The sequence below is a fragment of the Streptomyces sp. Y7 genome (genome assembly GCF_043195415.1).
Classification (GTDB): Bacteria; Actinomycetota; Actinomycetes; order Streptomycetales; family Streptomycetaceae; genus Streptomyces.
Genome location: NZ_JBIDDQ010000008.1, coordinates 245,705 through 260,617 on the forward strand (window position 1 = coordinate 245,705; position 14,913 = coordinate 260,617).

16 protein-coding genes are annotated in these 14,913 nt (G+C 71.3%); 6 read left to right on the forward strand and 10 right to left on the reverse strand.

What is annotated here, in order from left to right:
* Nucleotides 1-3: 3 nt before the first annotated feature.
* The 4 genes from ACGFW6_RS22470 to ACGFW6_RS22485 are packed head-to-tail and all read right to left on the reverse strand — an operon-like array spanning nucleotide 4 to nucleotide 4,777.
* A complete protein-coding gene (locus ACGFW6_RS22470; RefSeq protein WP_393512490.1) occupies nucleotides 4-699 on the reverse strand; it encodes a demethylmenaquinone methyltransferase in 696 nt (231 codons plus the stop codon).
* On the reverse strand, nucleotides 696-2,168 hold the full coding sequence (locus ACGFW6_RS22475) for an acyltransferase family protein (RefSeq protein WP_393512493.1): 1,473 nt from the start codon (nucleotides 2,166-2,168) through the stop codon (nucleotides 696-698). Before ACGFW6_RS22475 ends, ACGFW6_RS22470 begins: the two co-directional genes overlap by 4 nt.
* Complete coding sequence (locus ACGFW6_RS22480) at nucleotides 2,165-4,453, reverse strand: bifunctional polysaccharide deacetylase/glycosyltransferase family 2 protein (RefSeq protein ID WP_393512496.1); 2,289 nt, start codon at nucleotides 4,451-4,453, stop codon at nucleotides 2,165-2,167. Before ACGFW6_RS22480 ends, ACGFW6_RS22475 begins: the two co-directional genes overlap by 4 nt.
* A gap of 21 nt (nucleotides 4,454-4,474) precedes the next feature.
* Nucleotides 4,475-4,777, reverse strand: coding sequence for a hypothetical protein (locus ACGFW6_RS22485; RefSeq protein ID WP_393512499.1), 303 nt, complete (start codon nucleotides 4,775-4,777; stop codon nucleotides 4,475-4,477).
* Between the two features lie 225 nt (nucleotides 4,778-5,002).
* Here ACGFW6_RS22485 and ACGFW6_RS22490 point away from each other — a divergent pair, with 225 nt between their 5' ends.
* On the forward strand, nucleotides 5,003-6,025 hold the full coding sequence (locus ACGFW6_RS22490; protein ID WP_393512502.1) for a chitinase: 1,023 nt from the start codon (nucleotides 5,003-5,005) through the stop codon (nucleotides 6,023-6,025).
* Between the two features lie 98 nt (nucleotides 6,026-6,123).
* On the opposite strand, the gene ACGFW6_RS22495 is transcribed toward ACGFW6_RS22490, so the two are convergent.
* The 5 genes from ACGFW6_RS22495 to ACGFW6_RS22515 all read right to left on the reverse strand — a co-directional run bounded on the left by ACGFW6_RS22495 (nucleotide 6,124) and on the right by ACGFW6_RS22515 (nucleotide 11,489).
* A complete protein-coding gene (locus ACGFW6_RS22495) occupies nucleotides 6,124-6,729 on the reverse strand; it encodes a hypothetical protein (RefSeq protein WP_393512505.1) in 606 nt (201 codons plus the stop codon).
* 7 nt (nucleotides 6,730-6,736) lie between these two features.
* On the reverse strand, nucleotides 6,737-7,936 hold the full coding sequence (mqnC, locus tag ACGFW6_RS22500) for a cyclic dehypoxanthinyl futalosine synthase (RefSeq protein WP_393512508.1): 1,200 nt from the start codon (nucleotides 7,934-7,936) through the stop codon (nucleotides 6,737-6,739).
* Between the two features lie 138 nt (nucleotides 7,937-8,074).
* Entirely contained in the window at nucleotides 8,075-8,806 is a 732-nt protein-coding gene (locus ACGFW6_RS22505; protein WP_393512511.1) for a prepilin peptidase, read from the reverse strand.
* Between the two features lie 13 nt (nucleotides 8,807-8,819).
* Nucleotides 8,820-10,580: a serine/threonine-protein kinase gene (locus tag ACGFW6_RS22510; RefSeq protein ID WP_393512514.1), complete on the reverse strand. Its 1,761-nt coding sequence runs from the start codon at nucleotides 10,578-10,580 to the stop codon at nucleotides 8,820-8,822.
* Between the two features lie 60 nt (nucleotides 10,581-10,640).
* The gene (locus tag ACGFW6_RS22515) at nucleotides 10,641-11,489 is read right to left on the reverse strand and encodes a menaquinone biosynthetic enzyme MqnA/MqnD family protein (RefSeq protein WP_393512517.1); all 849 of its coding nucleotides are present in this window, start codon (nucleotides 11,487-11,489) and stop codon (nucleotides 10,641-10,643) included.
* Nucleotides 11,490-11,847: 358 nt separating this feature from the next.
* Between ACGFW6_RS22515 and ACGFW6_RS22520 the strand changes: the two genes are divergently transcribed.
* Nucleotides 11,848-12,051, forward strand: a complete 204-nt coding sequence (locus ACGFW6_RS22520) for a cold-shock protein (RefSeq protein WP_003992177.1) — start codon at nucleotides 11,848-11,850, stop codon at nucleotides 12,049-12,051.
* A 105-nt stretch (nucleotides 12,052-12,156) separates the two neighbouring features.
* Here ACGFW6_RS22520 and ACGFW6_RS22525 read toward each other — a convergent pair whose 3' ends face one another.
* Nucleotides 12,157-12,705 carry a helix-turn-helix domain-containing protein gene (locus ACGFW6_RS22525; protein ID WP_393512520.1) on the reverse strand — a complete coding sequence of 183 codons (549 nt, stop codon included), beginning with the start codon at nucleotides 12,703-12,705 and terminating at the stop codon, nucleotides 12,157-12,159.
* Nucleotides 12,706-12,787: 82 nt separating this feature from the next.
* Here ACGFW6_RS22525 and ACGFW6_RS22530 point away from each other — a divergent pair, with 82 nt between their 5' ends.
* From ACGFW6_RS22530 to ACGFW6_RS22545, 4 genes are all read left to right on the forward strand, one after another.
* Nucleotides 12,788-13,474 carry an AzlC family ABC transporter permease gene (locus ACGFW6_RS22530; RefSeq protein WP_393512523.1) on the forward strand — a complete coding sequence of 229 codons (687 nt, stop codon included), beginning with the start codon at nucleotides 12,788-12,790 and terminating at the stop codon, nucleotides 13,472-13,474.
* Complete coding sequence (locus ACGFW6_RS22535; RefSeq protein ID WP_393512526.1) at nucleotides 13,471-13,824, forward strand: AzlD domain-containing protein; 354 nt, start codon at nucleotides 13,471-13,473, stop codon at nucleotides 13,822-13,824. The genes ACGFW6_RS22530 and ACGFW6_RS22535 overlap by 4 nt, the downstream gene beginning before the upstream one ends.
* A 23-nt stretch (nucleotides 13,825-13,847) precedes the next feature.
* Nucleotides 13,848-14,120 carry a hypothetical protein gene (locus ACGFW6_RS22540; protein WP_393512529.1) on the forward strand — a complete coding sequence of 91 codons (273 nt, stop codon included), beginning with the start codon at nucleotides 13,848-13,850 and terminating at the stop codon, nucleotides 14,118-14,120.
* 140 nt (nucleotides 14,121-14,260) lie between these two features.
* On the forward strand, nucleotides 14,261-14,908 hold the full coding sequence (locus ACGFW6_RS22545) for a class I SAM-dependent DNA methyltransferase (protein WP_393512532.1): 648 nt from the start codon (nucleotides 14,261-14,263) through the stop codon (nucleotides 14,906-14,908).
* Nucleotides 14,909-14,913: the final 5 nt, after the last annotated feature.

Here is a 14,913-nt window from a genome sequence, read left to right on the forward strand (position 1 = left end):
TGTTCAGTCCTGCTTGAAGCCCCGGTGCAGGGCCACGACCCCGCCCGTCAGGTTCCGCCACGCCACCTTCGACCAGCCCGCCTTGCGCAGGCGCTCGGCCAGGGCCGGCTGGTCGGGCCAGGCGCGGATGGACTCGGCGAGGTAGACGTACGCGTCGGGGTTGGAGGACACCGAGCGCGCGACCGGGGGCAGGGCCCGCATGAGGTACTCGGTGTAGACGGTGCGGAACGGCGCCCAGGTCGGGTGCGAGAACTCGCAGATCACGACCCGGCCGCCGGGGCGCGTCACCCGGTACATCTCGCGCAGCGCGGCGTCGAAGTCCTGGACGTTGCGCAGTCCGAAGGAGATCGTCACGGCGTCGAAGGTGTCGTCCTGGAACGGCAGCCTCGTCGCGTCCCCGGCGGTGAACGGCAGCCAGGTGTGCTTGCGCTTGCCGACCTGGAGCATCCCGAGCGAGAAGTCGCACGGGACGACGTAGGCACCGGTCTGTGCGAAAGGCAGCGAGGAGGTGGCCGTACCGGCGGCCAGGTCCAGGATCTTCTGCGCCGGGCGGGCGTCGACCGCCTTCGCGACCTCCTTGCGCCATCTGCGGTCCTGGCCGAGCGACAGCACGTCGTTGGTCAGGTCGTACCGTTCCGCCACGTTGTCGAACATCGAGGCGACTTCGTGCGGCTGCTTGTCCAGGGATGCGCGGGTCACGGGCCCATTGTGGCAGTACGGCCGTCCGGGGTCGCAGTACGGCCTCCCGGGAGCAGTTTCGGCTCCTTCTTCCCGGCCACGTCCTCCACCCAGCCGCACAGCAGCACGAAGACGGCGATCAAAATCCAGCCGACGCCGAACATGAACCACTGGCTCTCCAGCGGCAGGTACGTCTCGAACGCGGGCACGTTCCAGAACTGGTCGATCAGCGGGACGGCGAGGATCAGGGCGATCTCGTGCCAGAGGTAGATCGTCACGGCACGGGCGTTGAAGACGGTGACGAGGCGGTCGAGACGGCGGAAGCGGGCGAGCCACGCGAAGTCGATGCCGAAGAAGTCCTTCGCGTACATCAGCAGCGTCACGAAGCCGGCCGACCAGAACGCCTGGGCGAGCGGGATGTCGTCCAGGTCGTAGGAACCGGTCTCGGCCTGGTGCGTGAAGGCGTACCAGCCGCCGAAACCGATGGCGGCGAGCGACAGGACGGCCACGGCGAACGGCCTCAGCCGGGCCAGCACCCCGTCGCGGTGCGCGAAGCCGAGGATCCAGCAGAACAGGAACGTGGCCAGGTCGGTCAGCGCGCTGCCGAGGCGGTCGTCGGGGGGCTCCCACGCGAAGTGGAGGACGATGACGGGCACCAGCGACAGCAGCAGCACCGCCACCGGAGCCGACCGGAACACCCGCAGCAGCAGCGGTGACAGCAGGACGAACCACAGATACGTCCGCAGGTACCAGAGGATCTCCCAGGCCTGCTCGGCCCACGCGTTGCCCGGCGGATCGCCCAGCGGCACGATCCAGTAGACGATCTGCCAGCCCGGCATCCAGTCGTGGATCAGCATCGCCACGACCACGAAGAAGCCCCAGAACCAGAACGGCGGCAGCAGCCGGCGCAGCCTGCCGCGCACCACCTTCGGCGCGGGGCGTTCGAGGGACTTCGCCATGAGGCTGCCGGCGAGGGCGAACATGATCCCCATCGAGGGGAGGACCATGCCCGCCCAGGCCCAGCCGAAGGTGTGGTAGGTGACGACGCGGATCAGGGCGACGGCACGCAGGGTGTCGAAGTAGCGGTCCCGGCCCGGGGGCCGAGGCGGAGGCTTCTCCTCCTCCGCCTCGGCGGCTGCGGGCGGCGCCGGGGCCTCGGGCTCCGGCTCCGGTTCCTGCTCCACCACGGGCAGGGGTGCCGTCGCCTGCGCCGGTCCCTGGTCGTGGTCGGCGTACTCCTGGGGATACGGCTGATGCGTGTAACCCGGGTACCCGTACCCTTGACCGTACCCCTGCTGGTGCCCCGGCTGCTGGTACGGCTCCGGATAGCCGGACTGCTCATAGGGCTGCCGCTGTTGCCCCGGGTGCTGCCCGTACCCAGGTTGCTGCTGGTACCCCGGCTGCCGCCCGTACCCCGGTTCCTGCCCGTATCCCGGTTCCTGCCCGTATCCCGGCTGCTGCCCGTACCCCGGCTGCTGCTCCCAGCTCATCGGCCCGCCCCCGCCGGCGTCCCGACCTCGCCGGTGCGCTTCAGCTTCTGCCAGCGCAGCCGGCCGCCCGTCATCGCCGTGATGCAGGAGTGGATCAGGACGAGGTACATCATCTGGCGGTAGGCGAGCTGCTGCAGCGGCATCATCAGCAGATAGCGGTACTTCTCGCGGTCCAGTCGGAAGGCGTACGCCGCGCACAGCAACTGCACCGCCAGCACCGCGAGCCAGGCCAGCAGGGCCGCACGGAAGTCGACGAAGATCATCGAGTAGACGGTGAAGACGTCGATCAGCGGCGCGAAGACCGGCGTGACGATCTGGAAGATCACGACGAGCGGCATGCCGACCCGGCCGAAGCGGCCCGAAGGACCCTTGTCCGTCAGCGACCTGCGGTGCTTCCACAGCGCCTGCATGGTGCCGTACGACCACCGGTAGCGCTGCGACCAGAGCTGCCCCAGCGAACCGGGCGCCTCGGTCCAGGCGCGTGCGTGCTCCTGGTAGACGACCCGCCAGCCCGCGCGGTGCATGGCGATGGTGATGTCGGTGTCCTCGGCGAGGGTGTCCTCGCTCATGCCGCCGACCTGAAGGACCGCCTCGCGGCGGAACGCGCCGATCGCGCCCGGGATGGTCGGCATGCAGCGCAGCAGGTCGTACATGCGGCGGTCCAGGTTGAAGCCCATCACGTACTCGATGTGCTGCCAGGCGCCGATCACGGTGTCGCGGTTGCCGACCTTGGCGTTGCCGGCGACCGCGCCGACACCCGGGTCCGCGAAGGGCTGCACGAGCAGCCGTACGGTGTCCGGCTCGAAGACGGTGTCGCCGTCCATCATCACGACGATGTCGTGACTGGCGCTGCGTACCCCGTTGTTCAGCGCGGCGGGCTTGCCCGCGTTCTCCTGGCGGATGACGCGGACGTTGGTCATGCCGAGGTCCATGGCCGCGCTGCGGGCGATCTCGGACGTGCCGTCCGTCGAGCCGTCGTCGACCACGATGATCTCGATCGGGTGGGTGCTCCGCGCCAGCGACTCCAGGGTGTTGGCGATGCACTCCTTCTCGTTGTACGCCGGGACGATCACGCTCACCGGCCGCTGGACCGGTGGTCCCCAGCTGAAGCGGCGTCTGTTGCGCTGCCGGTAGTGGCGCCGGGCGAGGATCAGCATCATGCCGAAGCGGCCCATGACGGCCACGCCGACGACGAGGAGGCCGACCGAGAGCACCGGCACCGTCCATTCGGCGACGGCGACCGCCCCGATCAGGGCCTTGCCCTCGTAGAGGGTGGCGCCGGTGGCCTCGCGGTGCGCGGCCTGGAGGTTCGAGGTGCCGGACCCCGCGCCCACGGCACCGGCCTGTCCGTTCGGGCCGCCCTGCGCCTGCTGCGCCTGGCCGGCCTGAGGGGCGTTCGCCGTCTCCTGCTTCCGGAGGGCGCCGCTGATCGTGGTGAAGGTGTACCCCTTCGCCCGCATCTTCTCGATGTACCGCGGCAGCGCCTTGATCGTCTGCGAGCGCTCGCCGCCCGCGTCGTGGAAGAGGACGGACGCGCCCTCGCCGTCGTCCGGAGTGGCCCACTTGATGATGTTCGAGACGCCCGGCCGCTTCCAGTCGTCGCTGTCGGTGTCGACGAAGACGCTGGTGTAGCCGTCCTCGCCGAGCTTCTTGTAGACGGGCCAGCTGTAGTTGTCGATGGCGTCCGTCTCCGAGGAGTACGGCGCCCGGAACAGCGTCGTGGTGATGCCGGCCGCGCCGGCCAGTGCGAGCTGGGTCTGCTGCATCTCGCGGTTGACGCGGGCGTCGCTCTGGTACGAGAGGTCGACGTGGGTGAAGGTGTGGATGCCCACCTCGTTTCCCTCGTCGACCATGTCCGCGACGATCGACGGATAGCGCGAGACCATCGAGCCGACCACGAAGAACGTGGCGGGGATGTCGTACTTCCTGAGGATCGCCAGGACCTGCGGTGTCCAGGTGGGGTTCGGGCCGTCGTCGAAGGTGAGCGCGATCGTCTTGTCCGGCACGGACACGGTGGTGGCCTGACCACCCCGGAACGTGAGGATCGGACCGCCGTCGAGGACCTTGTCGGGGACCTCGCCCGAGCTGGCCCCGGTGCGTACCCGCTGGTCGCCGCCGACCTCGGCGCGCAGATAGCCGTCGAGCAGCATGACGCTGGTCAGCGCGAGCAGCAGCAGCGCGGCCAGGATGACCCGGGGCTTCTGCAGGGCCGCGGCCTTGCCGGCCACCCGCTCGATGCGGGTGGGGGCGCGGCGGCGGCGACGTGAGGGCGTCGTCGTGGTCATGAGTGGGCCTTGCGCTCCGGGTCAGTTGGCGGACGCGTCGGCGGACGCGGACGGGGCGGGGGCGCCCGAGGGCGGCGCCGACGGGGTACCGCTGGGCAGGGTGACGGGGTTGCCGCGGCCTCCCTGGGGCTCGTTGCCCGGGCCCGTGCCGCCGGGACCGCCCTGGCCGTTCGCGAAGGGCAGCAGCTGCGACGGGTTCAGCGAGGTGCCGATGCCCATGAAGGCCATGCCCAGCACCACCGCGTAGCCGAGACAGGCGACGCCGAGCAGGAGGCCGAGGCGCCGCAGCAGCTTGGAGCGGCGTCCGGAGTTGTCAACGAACACGGGCCCCTCTGCGGACCCGTTGCCGCGTTTGCGGCGACGACCGCGCACACGCGTTTCTGCGGCGCGGTTTTCGATGGCAGGCTCGGAATGCATTCCCCGGATGTTAGGGAGCCTTTATGTGCCAACAGCTCTCTTTTTATGTGAGACGCCCATGAGAAATGCCTGAGCCTGTCCTCTGCCTGAGAATTTGGACGACGGCCGCGAAATGATGAGAGATTTGCCGTCATGCATACGTACCCAGGGAAGTCGGCGGCCTGTCTCATCTGTGTGGTCGCACTGGCCGTCACGGGGTGCTCCGCGGGCTCCGGCGGCACGGCGGATGCGGCCCCGCCGACGACCTCGCGAGCTGAGGCGTCGCCCTCCGAGAGCGCCTCGTCGGGCACGTCGTACGCGCCCTATGTCAGCGCCACCGAGGCCTCCGCGCAGGACTCGGCCGGCTCTCCGTCGACGTACAACCTGGCCTTCGTCATCTCGGACGGCAGCGACTGCACGCCGAAGTGGAACGGCACCACCGCCCTCTCCGACTCCGCCGTGAAGTCCCGTACATCCAAGCTCACTCAGGACGGCGCCACCGTGCGCGTCTCCTTCGGCGGGGCGTCCGGCAAGGAGCTGGCGGCGAGTTGTGACAGCGCCTCGGAGCTGGCGCAGGCGTACGGGGAGGCGCTGGACGCGGCGGGTTCCTCGCAGGCCGACTTCGACATCGAGGGCGACGAGTTGAGCGACTCGGACTCGGTGGATCTGCGGTCGGAGGCGATCGCGCTGCTGCAGAAGGAGCGCGAGGTGGAGGTCTCCTTCACTCTGCCGGTGATGCCGTCCGGGCTGGACGACGACAGCGTGGCGCTGCTGGAGTCCGCCAACGAGCACGATGTCCAGGTCTCCACCGTGAACATCATGACGATGAATTACGGCGAGTCGTACGGCGACGACATGGGGGACTACGCGATCACTTCCGCGAAGGCCGCCCATTCTCAGCTGAAGGAGGTTTTCGGTACGTCGGACGCCACCGCTTGGAAGGCGCTGGCGTTGACGTCGATGCTCGGTACGAATGACGTCGACAACGAGACGTTCACGCTCGACGACGCGGCGCAGGTACGGGAGTTCGCCGACGAAAAGGGGATCGGGTGGGTGTCCATGTGGGCGACGTTCCGGGATCAGCAGTGCGGTGCCGACTCCGACGATGACGAGTTGACCAACTGCAGTGGGGTGGATCAGGAGAGCGGGGCGTTCGCGGAGGCGTTCTCGGGGTGAGCTCGGGTGAGCCCGGGGTGAGCTCGGGGGCTTCCGACGTACGCGGGACGCGGGTCGTTCGTGGTTGATCGCGCAGTTCCCCGCGCCCCCGGAACCCTTCAGCGCCGCCGATACAGCAGCCGGCCGTCCACCACCGTCGCCACGCACGTCCCCGCGCCCCGCTCCGCGAGCTCGGACTCGTCCCGTACGTCGAACACCGCGAACCTCGCCGCGGAGTCGCGCTCCCGCGGCTCCGCGAACTCCACCGGGATCCCGGAGGCATACGGATCGAGAGCCGGCGTCCCGGCCGGGCGGCCGAGCCTGCCCATGACCGCCAGGCCCGAGCGGTGCACGGCGTCGCGTACCGCGCGGTTGGTCAGGTCCTCGCAGGCCGCGCGGACCGTGCCGTGCGCCAGCATGCGCTGCACTCCGCGCCGGGCGCTCGCGCCCCAGCGGGCGTCGTCCATGGTGAGGGCCGCGAGCGCGGCGCCGGTCAGCGGCTCGGTGCCCAGCTCGTCGGCCTCGCGCGGATCGGGGTGGTACGCCTGCTCCAGCAGCTCGTTGCCGTGGAGGTTGATCAGGCCGGGCGTGAGGATGCCCGGCCACTGCCGCACCCGTGCCCCCGGATGAGCGGCGACCAGGTCCTCCGCCCGCCCGGCGTCGGCGATCCACGCGCCCTTGACGGCGAGCGCCCGCCCCCTGGAGTCCGCGTGGATCGTCAGCACGGGTACGTCAGTTGGAGGCGAGGATCTTCAGCTCGGGGTGGGCCGTGCCACCCGCGATCGCCGTGGACGAGATGTGGGACATGACCCGCTCGTCGACGGGGTCGTTCGCCGGGTCGTCGTGCACGACCAGGTGCTCGTACGTCGTGCTCCGCTGGGCGGGGACGCGGCCCGCCGTGCGGATCATGTCGATCATCTCCTGGAGGTTGGAGCGGTGCCTGGCACCGGCCGCCGAGACGACGTTCTCCTCCAGCATGACCGAGCCGAGGTCGTCGGCGCCGTAGTGCAGCGTGAGCTGGCCCGCGTCCTGGCCGGTGGTCAGCCAGGAGCCCTGGATGTGGGCGATGTTGTCCATGAAGAGCCGGGAGATCGCGATCATCCGCAGGTACTCGAAGATCGTGGCCTGGGTGCGGCCCTTCAGGTGGTTGTTCATCGGCTGGTAGAGGTAGGGGATGAAGGCCCGGAAGCCGCCCGTGCGGTCCTGGACGTCACGGATCATCCGCAGGTGCTCGATGCGCTCGGCGTTGGTCTCGCCGGTGCCCATGAGCATGGTGGAGGTGGACTCCACGCCCAGCCTGTGCGCCGTCTCCATGATCTCCAGCCAGCGCTCGCCGGACTCCTTGAGGGGCGCGATGGCCTTGCGGGGGCGCTCGGGGAGCAGTTCCGCGCCGGCGCCCGCGAAGGAGTCGAGACCGGCCGCGTGGATGCGCTGGATCGCCTCCTCCACGCTCACCTTCGAGATCCGCGCCATGTGCTCGACCTCGCTCGCCCCCAGGCTGTGGATGACGAGCTGGGGGAACTCCTTCTTGATGGCGGCGAAGTGCTTCTCGTAGTACTCGACGCCGTAGTCCGGGTGGTGGCCGCCCTGGAACATGATCTGGGTGCCGCCCAGTTCGACGGTCTCCGCGCAGCGGCGCAGGATGTCGTCCAGGTCGCGGGTCCAGCCCTTGTCCTTGGCGGTGGGCGGCGCGTAGAAGGCGCAGAACTTGCACGCCGTGACGCACACGTTCGTGTAGTTGATGTTGCGCTCGATGATGTACGTCGCGATGTGCTCGGTGCCCGCGTACCTGCGGCGGCGTACGGCGTCGGCGGCGGCGCCCAGCGCGTGCAGCGGGGCGTCGCGGTACAGGTCCAGCGCCTCGTCGGGCGTGATGCGCCCACCCGCGGCGGCACGGTCGAGGACGGACTGAAGGTCGGCCTTCTCGGTCACCGGGGCGTCCCTTTCGTCAAGGGTTGTGGACTGATCCACCTTGTTGGCAGCGGACCGAACCAGCGTACGCCAGGCCGTTCACGGGACGGACGTCAGGCCGTTCACGCGCGGGATGCCAGGCGCTTCACGGGCGGGACGTCAGGCCGCGTAGGCCCCGATCAGCAGTCCCACGAGCGCCCCGCCGAGCAGGAACGGCCCGAACGGGATCGCCGACTTGCGCCCGGCCCGCCGCAGCGCGACGAGTCCCCAGCCGTAGAGCGCCCCGAGCAGGAACCCGGCGAACGTCCCGAGCATCACCGTCGGCCACCCGTACCAGCCCAGCGCCGCCCCCGCCCCGAGCGCGAGCTTCACATCACCGAACCCCATGCCGCCGGGGTTGATCAGGTGCAGCGCGTAGTACCCGGCGCCCAGCGCGAGCGCGCCCCACGCGGCGGTCGGCCAGTCACCGGCGTGTTCGGGGACCAGGGCGACCAGGCCGAGCAGCCCGAGCGCGGCCCCGGCGAGGGCCAGCGTCAGCGGGTTCGGCAGCCGCCGTACCCGGAAGTCGACCACCGTGAGCAGCACGCCGACCGGCGCCAGCACCAGCCAGACGCCCAGTTCGGGCCGGGTGCCGGTGGCGGCGGCGAGGGCGGCGCAGACCAGGGCGGTGGCGACGGCGAGCGCGGCGGCGCCGGTGCCGTACGACGTGCCCCGCCCGCAGCGCGCGCACCGGGCCCGGCCGAGCCAGCCCGGTATCGGATGCCCGCCGGGGCAGTGCTCCCGCCACCCCTCCTCGTCCGGCGCGGAGAACCGGTAGGCGGCCCGGGGCAGGAGCAGCCCGGCCGCCAGGCCCCAGAGCGCGGCGACGGCGACCACGCCGAGTGTGCTCACCCCGACTCGCCCGTCACCGCCCGGCCTTGGACAGCCGTGCCTCGGGATTCCCCTCGTCACCGCTCTCCGACCGGTACACCAGATCATCGCCGGCCGGGGTGATCCGGACGGTGTGCGGGGCCGGGTTGCAGCCGCCGTGGTTGTCCTTGCGGCCGACGGACGTCACGACGAGCTCCTTCGCCGACGCCTTCTTCAGGGTCAGTACGTCGTTGCAGACACCGCCGAGCAGATCGGTCTGCCGCAGGGTGCCCACCTCGTCGCCGACCTCGGCCTTGTGCACGGTGAGCCGGAAGGTACCGGCCGGCAGGGCGCCGTCCAGGGCGGTGGCCTTGCCCTCCCAGGTGCCGAGGTAGCCGGCGGGTACGGCGTTCCCGGCCGGCTCGGCGGACTGCTGGGGCGCCTGGGACGAGGCGGCTCCGGAGTCCCCGCTCGCGCCGTCCCGTTCGCCGCCGGGCAGCAGCTCGAACACGAACACCGACCCCACGGTCACGGCCGCCAGCGCGCCCGCGACGGCCAGCGCCACCGTGCAGCTCATCCTGCGCCCGCGCCCGCCCTCCCCCGGTGTCGAGGTCGCCGCGACGGACACGGCGAGCTTGCCGGGCCGGCGCTCGGCGGCGGGGACGGCGTCCTGCGGGGGCGGAGCGTCACGCGGTTCGGGTACGACGACCGGAACGGCTCCCGACGGCGGGGAGGCCGGGACGGGCGGCGGCGGTGTGGACATGGCGGAGGGCGACGCGGACACCGGCCCGGGACCCATCACCGGCGGCGGGCCGAACTCCCCCACCGTCGCCCGCCCGGCCCCCGCACCGCCGGCCGTCGTGTCCACCGCTCCGACGGAAGGCAGGTCGAAGCGCACCGGCCCGGACGAGACGTCGTCCCCCGCCTCCAGATTCAGCAGGCGCACGGCGCCGCGGCTGACCTGCTCCACCAGGGGCCCGGGCAGCCAGCCGCCCGCGACCAGGCGAGCCGCGCCCTGCGGAGCCAGGCGCCGGGCCACCTCACCCGGGGCGGGCCGGGCGCCCGGCTCCTTCGCCAGGCAGTCCGCCACCAGCTCCCGCAGCTCGCCGTCCAGCGCGTCGAGTTCGGGCTCCTCGTGCACCACCTTGTAAAGGAGTGCCGCCGAGGAGTCCCCGGAGAAGGGCGGCCCCCCGGTCGCCGCGTACGCCAGCACGGCACCGAGCGAGAAGACGTCCGCCGCTCCCGTGGCCCCCTTGCCGAGGATCTGCTCGGGCGACATGTAGCCCGGGGAGCCGATCGAGACGCCGGTGGACGTCAGGGACGCGGTGCCGTCCATGGCGCGGGCGATGCCGAAGTCGATGAGCAGGGGTCCGTCCAGGGTGAGCAGGACGTTCGACGGCTTCACGTCCCGGTGCACCAGGCCCAGATCGTGCACCGCGGCCAGCGCCTCCGCGAGACCCGCGCCGAGCGCTCGGACCGAAGGGGCGGGCAGTGCGCCCGAGTCCGCGACCGCGGACGTCAGCGACGGACCCGCCGCGTACGCCGTGGCCACCCACGGCACCGCCGCCTCCGGGTCGGCGTCCAGGACGGGCGCCGTCCACGCGCCGCCCACCCGGCGGGCCGCCTCCACCTCCCGGCGGAAGCGGGCGCGGAACTCCTCGTCCAGGGCGAAGTGCGGATGCACGATCTTGACGGCGACCGTGCGGCCGCCGGCGCTGCGCCCCAGGTACACCCGCCCCATGCCGCCGGAACCGAGCCGGCCGAGCAGCCGGTACGGCCCGACGACCCTGGGTTCGTCAACTCCGAGCGGCTGCATCCGCGTCCACTCCTCCCCCGTAGGAACCGTCAGCAGATTAGTGCGGAATCCCCGCGCGCCTCACGGCTGGAGCAGATCCACCTTCACATCCGCCGGAAATCCGGTGGTCGGTCCCACCCTGCGCGCGAACTCCGCGACCGCCGCCAGCTGCGGGCCGCCGAACCGGAAATCGAGGGTGGTGAAGTACCGCTCCAGGACCTGCTCGTCGAAGGCCTCCCAGCGGGCCGCCTGTTCGGCGACCTTGCTCACCTCTTCCAGGGAGAGGTTGCGGGAGGAGAGGAACGCCTCGTGGACCTGGCGGGTGATGACCGGTTCGCGCTCCAGATAGTCCCGGCGCGCCGCCCAGACGGCGAAGACGAACGGCAGCCCCGTCCACTCCTTCCACAGCGCCCCGAGGTCGTGCACCTCCAGCCCGTAGCGGGGCCCGTCCAGCAGGTTCGCCCGCAGCGCGGCGTCCCCGATGAGCACGGCGGCCTCCGCCTCCTGCATCATCAGGCTGAGGTCGGGCGGGCAGGTGTAGTAGTCGGGCTGGACGCCGTAGCGCTCGGCGAGCAGCAGCTGCGCCAGCCGCACCGAGGTGCGCGAGGTCGAGCCGAGGGCGACGCGGGCGCCGTCCAGCTCGTCCAGCGGGACCTGCGAGACGATCACGCAGGACATCACCGGGCCGTCGCAGCCGACGGCGATGTCGGGGAAGGCGACCAGATCGTCGGCGTTGCGCAGGAACTCGACCAGGGTGATCGGCCCGATGTCGAGGTCGCCGCGCACCAGGCGCTCGCTGAGCTTCTCCGGCGTGTCCTTGGTGAGCTCGAAATCGAGCAGGGTGCCCGTTCTCGCGAGCCCCCAGTACAGGGGCAGGCAGTTCAGGAACTGGATGTGGCCTACGCGCGGCCGGGTGCGAGAATTGTCCACATCGCGAGACTAGACCCCATGAGGTAGCGTGCAGCCTTCAGGGTCGTGACACCCTCGTCACAACCGCCCGTCACCCGAGTGTCGGATTCACCTCGTCACCGAGACGGGCGTCGGCCCCGTCAACACGAAACGGGCCACTCAAACGTCCGAGTGACGTGATCTTGACCTCTATTGCTTTCGGCTGCCTGCGTGCTAGGCTCGCCGCAAGTTGCAGTTTGGTTTCCCTTGCAGTACAGAGCCTGCGGAGCATGTAACCGCAGGCTCTCGTCGTTTTCAGACGTATGCAGTTGTGCGGGACTTTGTTTTCACACTTGCAGGGTTCTGGAGCAGGGCAACCCTTTGGGCCCAAGGAGGGCTTATGGCTACCGGAACCGTGAAGTGGTTCAACGCCGAAAAGGGCTTTGGCTTCATCGCCCAGGAAGGCGGCGGCCCCGACGTCTTCGTTCACTACTCCGCGATCAACGCGAGCGGCTTCCGTTCGCTGGAGGAGAACCAGCAGGTCTCCTTCGACGTGACCCAGGGCCCGAAGGGCCCGCAGGCGGAGAACGTCACCCCCGTCTGATCATTCGGTCTCGGAGCCTGGTGCTTTGATCCGGAACAGATAGCAGTACCCAAGGAGCCCCGTGCCGCAAGGCGACGGGGCTCCTGCCTTTTGCCTCCCGCGGCCCTAGATGTGCTGCATGACCAGGAGGAACGTCGTCCCGGGCGCGAGCGCCTCGTAGGAGTGCGGCACATCCCCGCGGTACGACATGTAGTCGCCGGGCCCGAGCTCGGCCTCGTCGCCCCTGGGACCCGCCTTCACCCTGCCCGTGCTGACGACCAGATGCTCCACGGTCCCCGGGATGTGCGGGTCCGACTCACGGGCCGCGCCCGGTTCCGCGCGCAGGTGGTAGATGTCCCGGCGGGCGCCGGGCGGGCTGGCGGAGAGCAGGGTGGCCACGAAGTCCGCCCGCTCGGAGGCGACCGTGGGCCCTTCACCCGCACGGATCACCTGGACGGCCGGCGCCGGCGGCTCCACCAGCACGCTGAACGGCACACCGAGCGCGACGCCCAGCGCCCACAGCGTCTCCACGCTCGGGTTGCCGCTGCCCGCCTCCAGCTGGGACAGCGTGGACTTCGCGATCCCCGCCCGCTTGGCCAGCTCCGACAGCGACAGCCCGGCCCGGGTGCGCTCGCGGCGCAGGGCGACGGCGATCCACGTGAGGGGCTCGCTCATCCGGTTCACTTCCCGTCGTTCGCTCTACAGGTACGTTCGTTCGGCTTGACGAACCGTCGCCCGTCTGTTCATTCTGGGAAACATGCGTTCGCTCCTCCGAACACCGATGATGACACCCCTGGTGCGCGACAGTGCACTGGTCTGGCTGGCGAGCGGAGTCGTCGGCGTCTCCTTCGGCGCGATCTCGGTGGCGGGCGGGCTGCCGCTCTGGGTGCCGGTGGCGATGTCGTTGATCGTGTACGCGGGCTCGGCGCAGTTCAGCGCGGTCGGCGTGCTGCTGGCCGGGGGCGGGCCGCTCGCCGCGGCGGCCACCGGGCTGCTGCTGAACACGCGCACGGCCGCCTTCAGCCTCGCCGTCGCCGACGTCCTCGGTGGCCGGAGCCGGCTCACCCGCTTGGTCGGCGCCCACCTCGTCACCGACGAGACGGTGGCCTTCACGCTCGCCCAGCCCGGCCCCGAACGGCGCCGGGCGGCGTTCTGGGTGAACGGACTCGGGCTGTTCGCCGCCTGGAACACCGGCGTCCTGGCCGGTGCGCTGGCCGGGACCGCGCTCGGCGACACGGCGAAGTACGGGCTCGACGCCGCCTTCCCGGCCGTCCTGGTGGCGCTGGTCCTGCCCACCCTGCGCGCGGACACCCGCATCCGCCGGTGCGCGCTGCTCGGCGCCGCGCTGGCCCTGGCGGTGACCCCGGCCGTCCCGGCGGGCGTGCCGGTGCTGCTGGCACTGGCGGGGCTGGTCCGCTACGGCCGCAAGGAGGTGGCGGCGTGAACGCCACGGTCGCCGTGATCCTGGTGCTGGCGGTGGGGACGTACGCCTTCCGGCTCGTCGGCCCGGCGTTGCACGGGCGTGTCGAACTCCCCGCCCGTGTACAGAAATTGCTGTCCGCCGCGGCGGTGGTGCTGCTGGTGGCGCTGCTCGCGACGGGGGCGCTGACGGAGGGCGGCGGCTTCTCGGGGTGGGCCCGGCCTGCCGGGGTGCTGGTCGGGGGCGTGCTGGCGATGGGGATACCCCTCGGCCGAGGCAGGCACAGCGCCTGGGGGAAGCCGGCGCCGTTCCCGGTGGTGGTGCTGGGAGCCGCCGCGACCACCGCGCTGCTGCGAGCGGCGGGACTGTCCTGAGCGACGCGTGGGAGGATCGCCGTATGACCAGCGGTGACGAGAACGCCCAGGGGGAGGACCACGGGACCCCCGCCGACGACAAGCCGGCGACGGGCCTGCCCGTCGGCCTGCCCGTCGGCCTGCCCGTCGGCCTGTCCCTCGGCACGGCCATCGGCGTGGTGTTCGGGCTGACCGTCTTCGACAACCTGGCCCTCGGGCTCGCCCTGGGCCTGTGCCTGGGCGTCGCCGTCGGCAGCGCGATCGGGTTCGGCGGGGGACGAGGCGGCGCCGAGCAGGGGGACGGCGGCACGGAGTAGGGGGACGGCGGCACGGAGTAGGGGTGGGTGCGGGCCGGCACGTCGCAGACGGCGGCGCTCGCCCGGTCCTCACCTGCCGTGCGAGCGGCCTTCGCCGAGGCCGACGGCCTTGTCAGTGCCGTTCGCTAGGGTCCCCGGCCATGACCGACGCTGACTTCCTGACCGCCACCCGCACCTTCTACGACGCGATCGCCGAGGACTACGCGACGCTCTTCCAGGACGAGCTCGTGGGAAGGCCCGTGGAGCGGGCGGTACTGGCGGTGTTCGCCGAACTCGTCGACGGGGACGGGCCGGTGGCGGACCTGGGCTGCGGGCCGGGGCGGACCACGGCCCGCCTCGCCGCGCTGGGGCTGCCCGTGTTCGGGGTCGACCTGTCGGAGTCGATGCTCGCGATCGCCCGCCGCGAGAACCCGCAGCTGCGGTTCGAGCAGGGCTCGATGCTGGAGCTGGACCTGCCCGACGGCACGCTGGCCGGCGCGCTGTCCTTCTACTCCTCCATCCACACACCCGTGGACCGGCTGCCCGCCCTGTTCGCCGAGTTCCACCGGGTGCTGGCCCCGGGCGCGCCGCTGCTCGTCGCCTTCCAGGCCGGTGACGCGCACCGGCACCACGACCGGCCCTTCGGCCACCCGGTCGCGCTCACCTTCCAGCGGCGGCGCCCGGAGCACATCGCCGAGCTGCTGACGGCGGCCGGCTTCGCCCTCTTCTCCCGGACCGTCCGTGAGCCCGACCCGGCGCTGGACGAGACGTCGCAGCAGGCGTTCCTCCTCGTCAGGAAGCCCGCCTAGCCTCC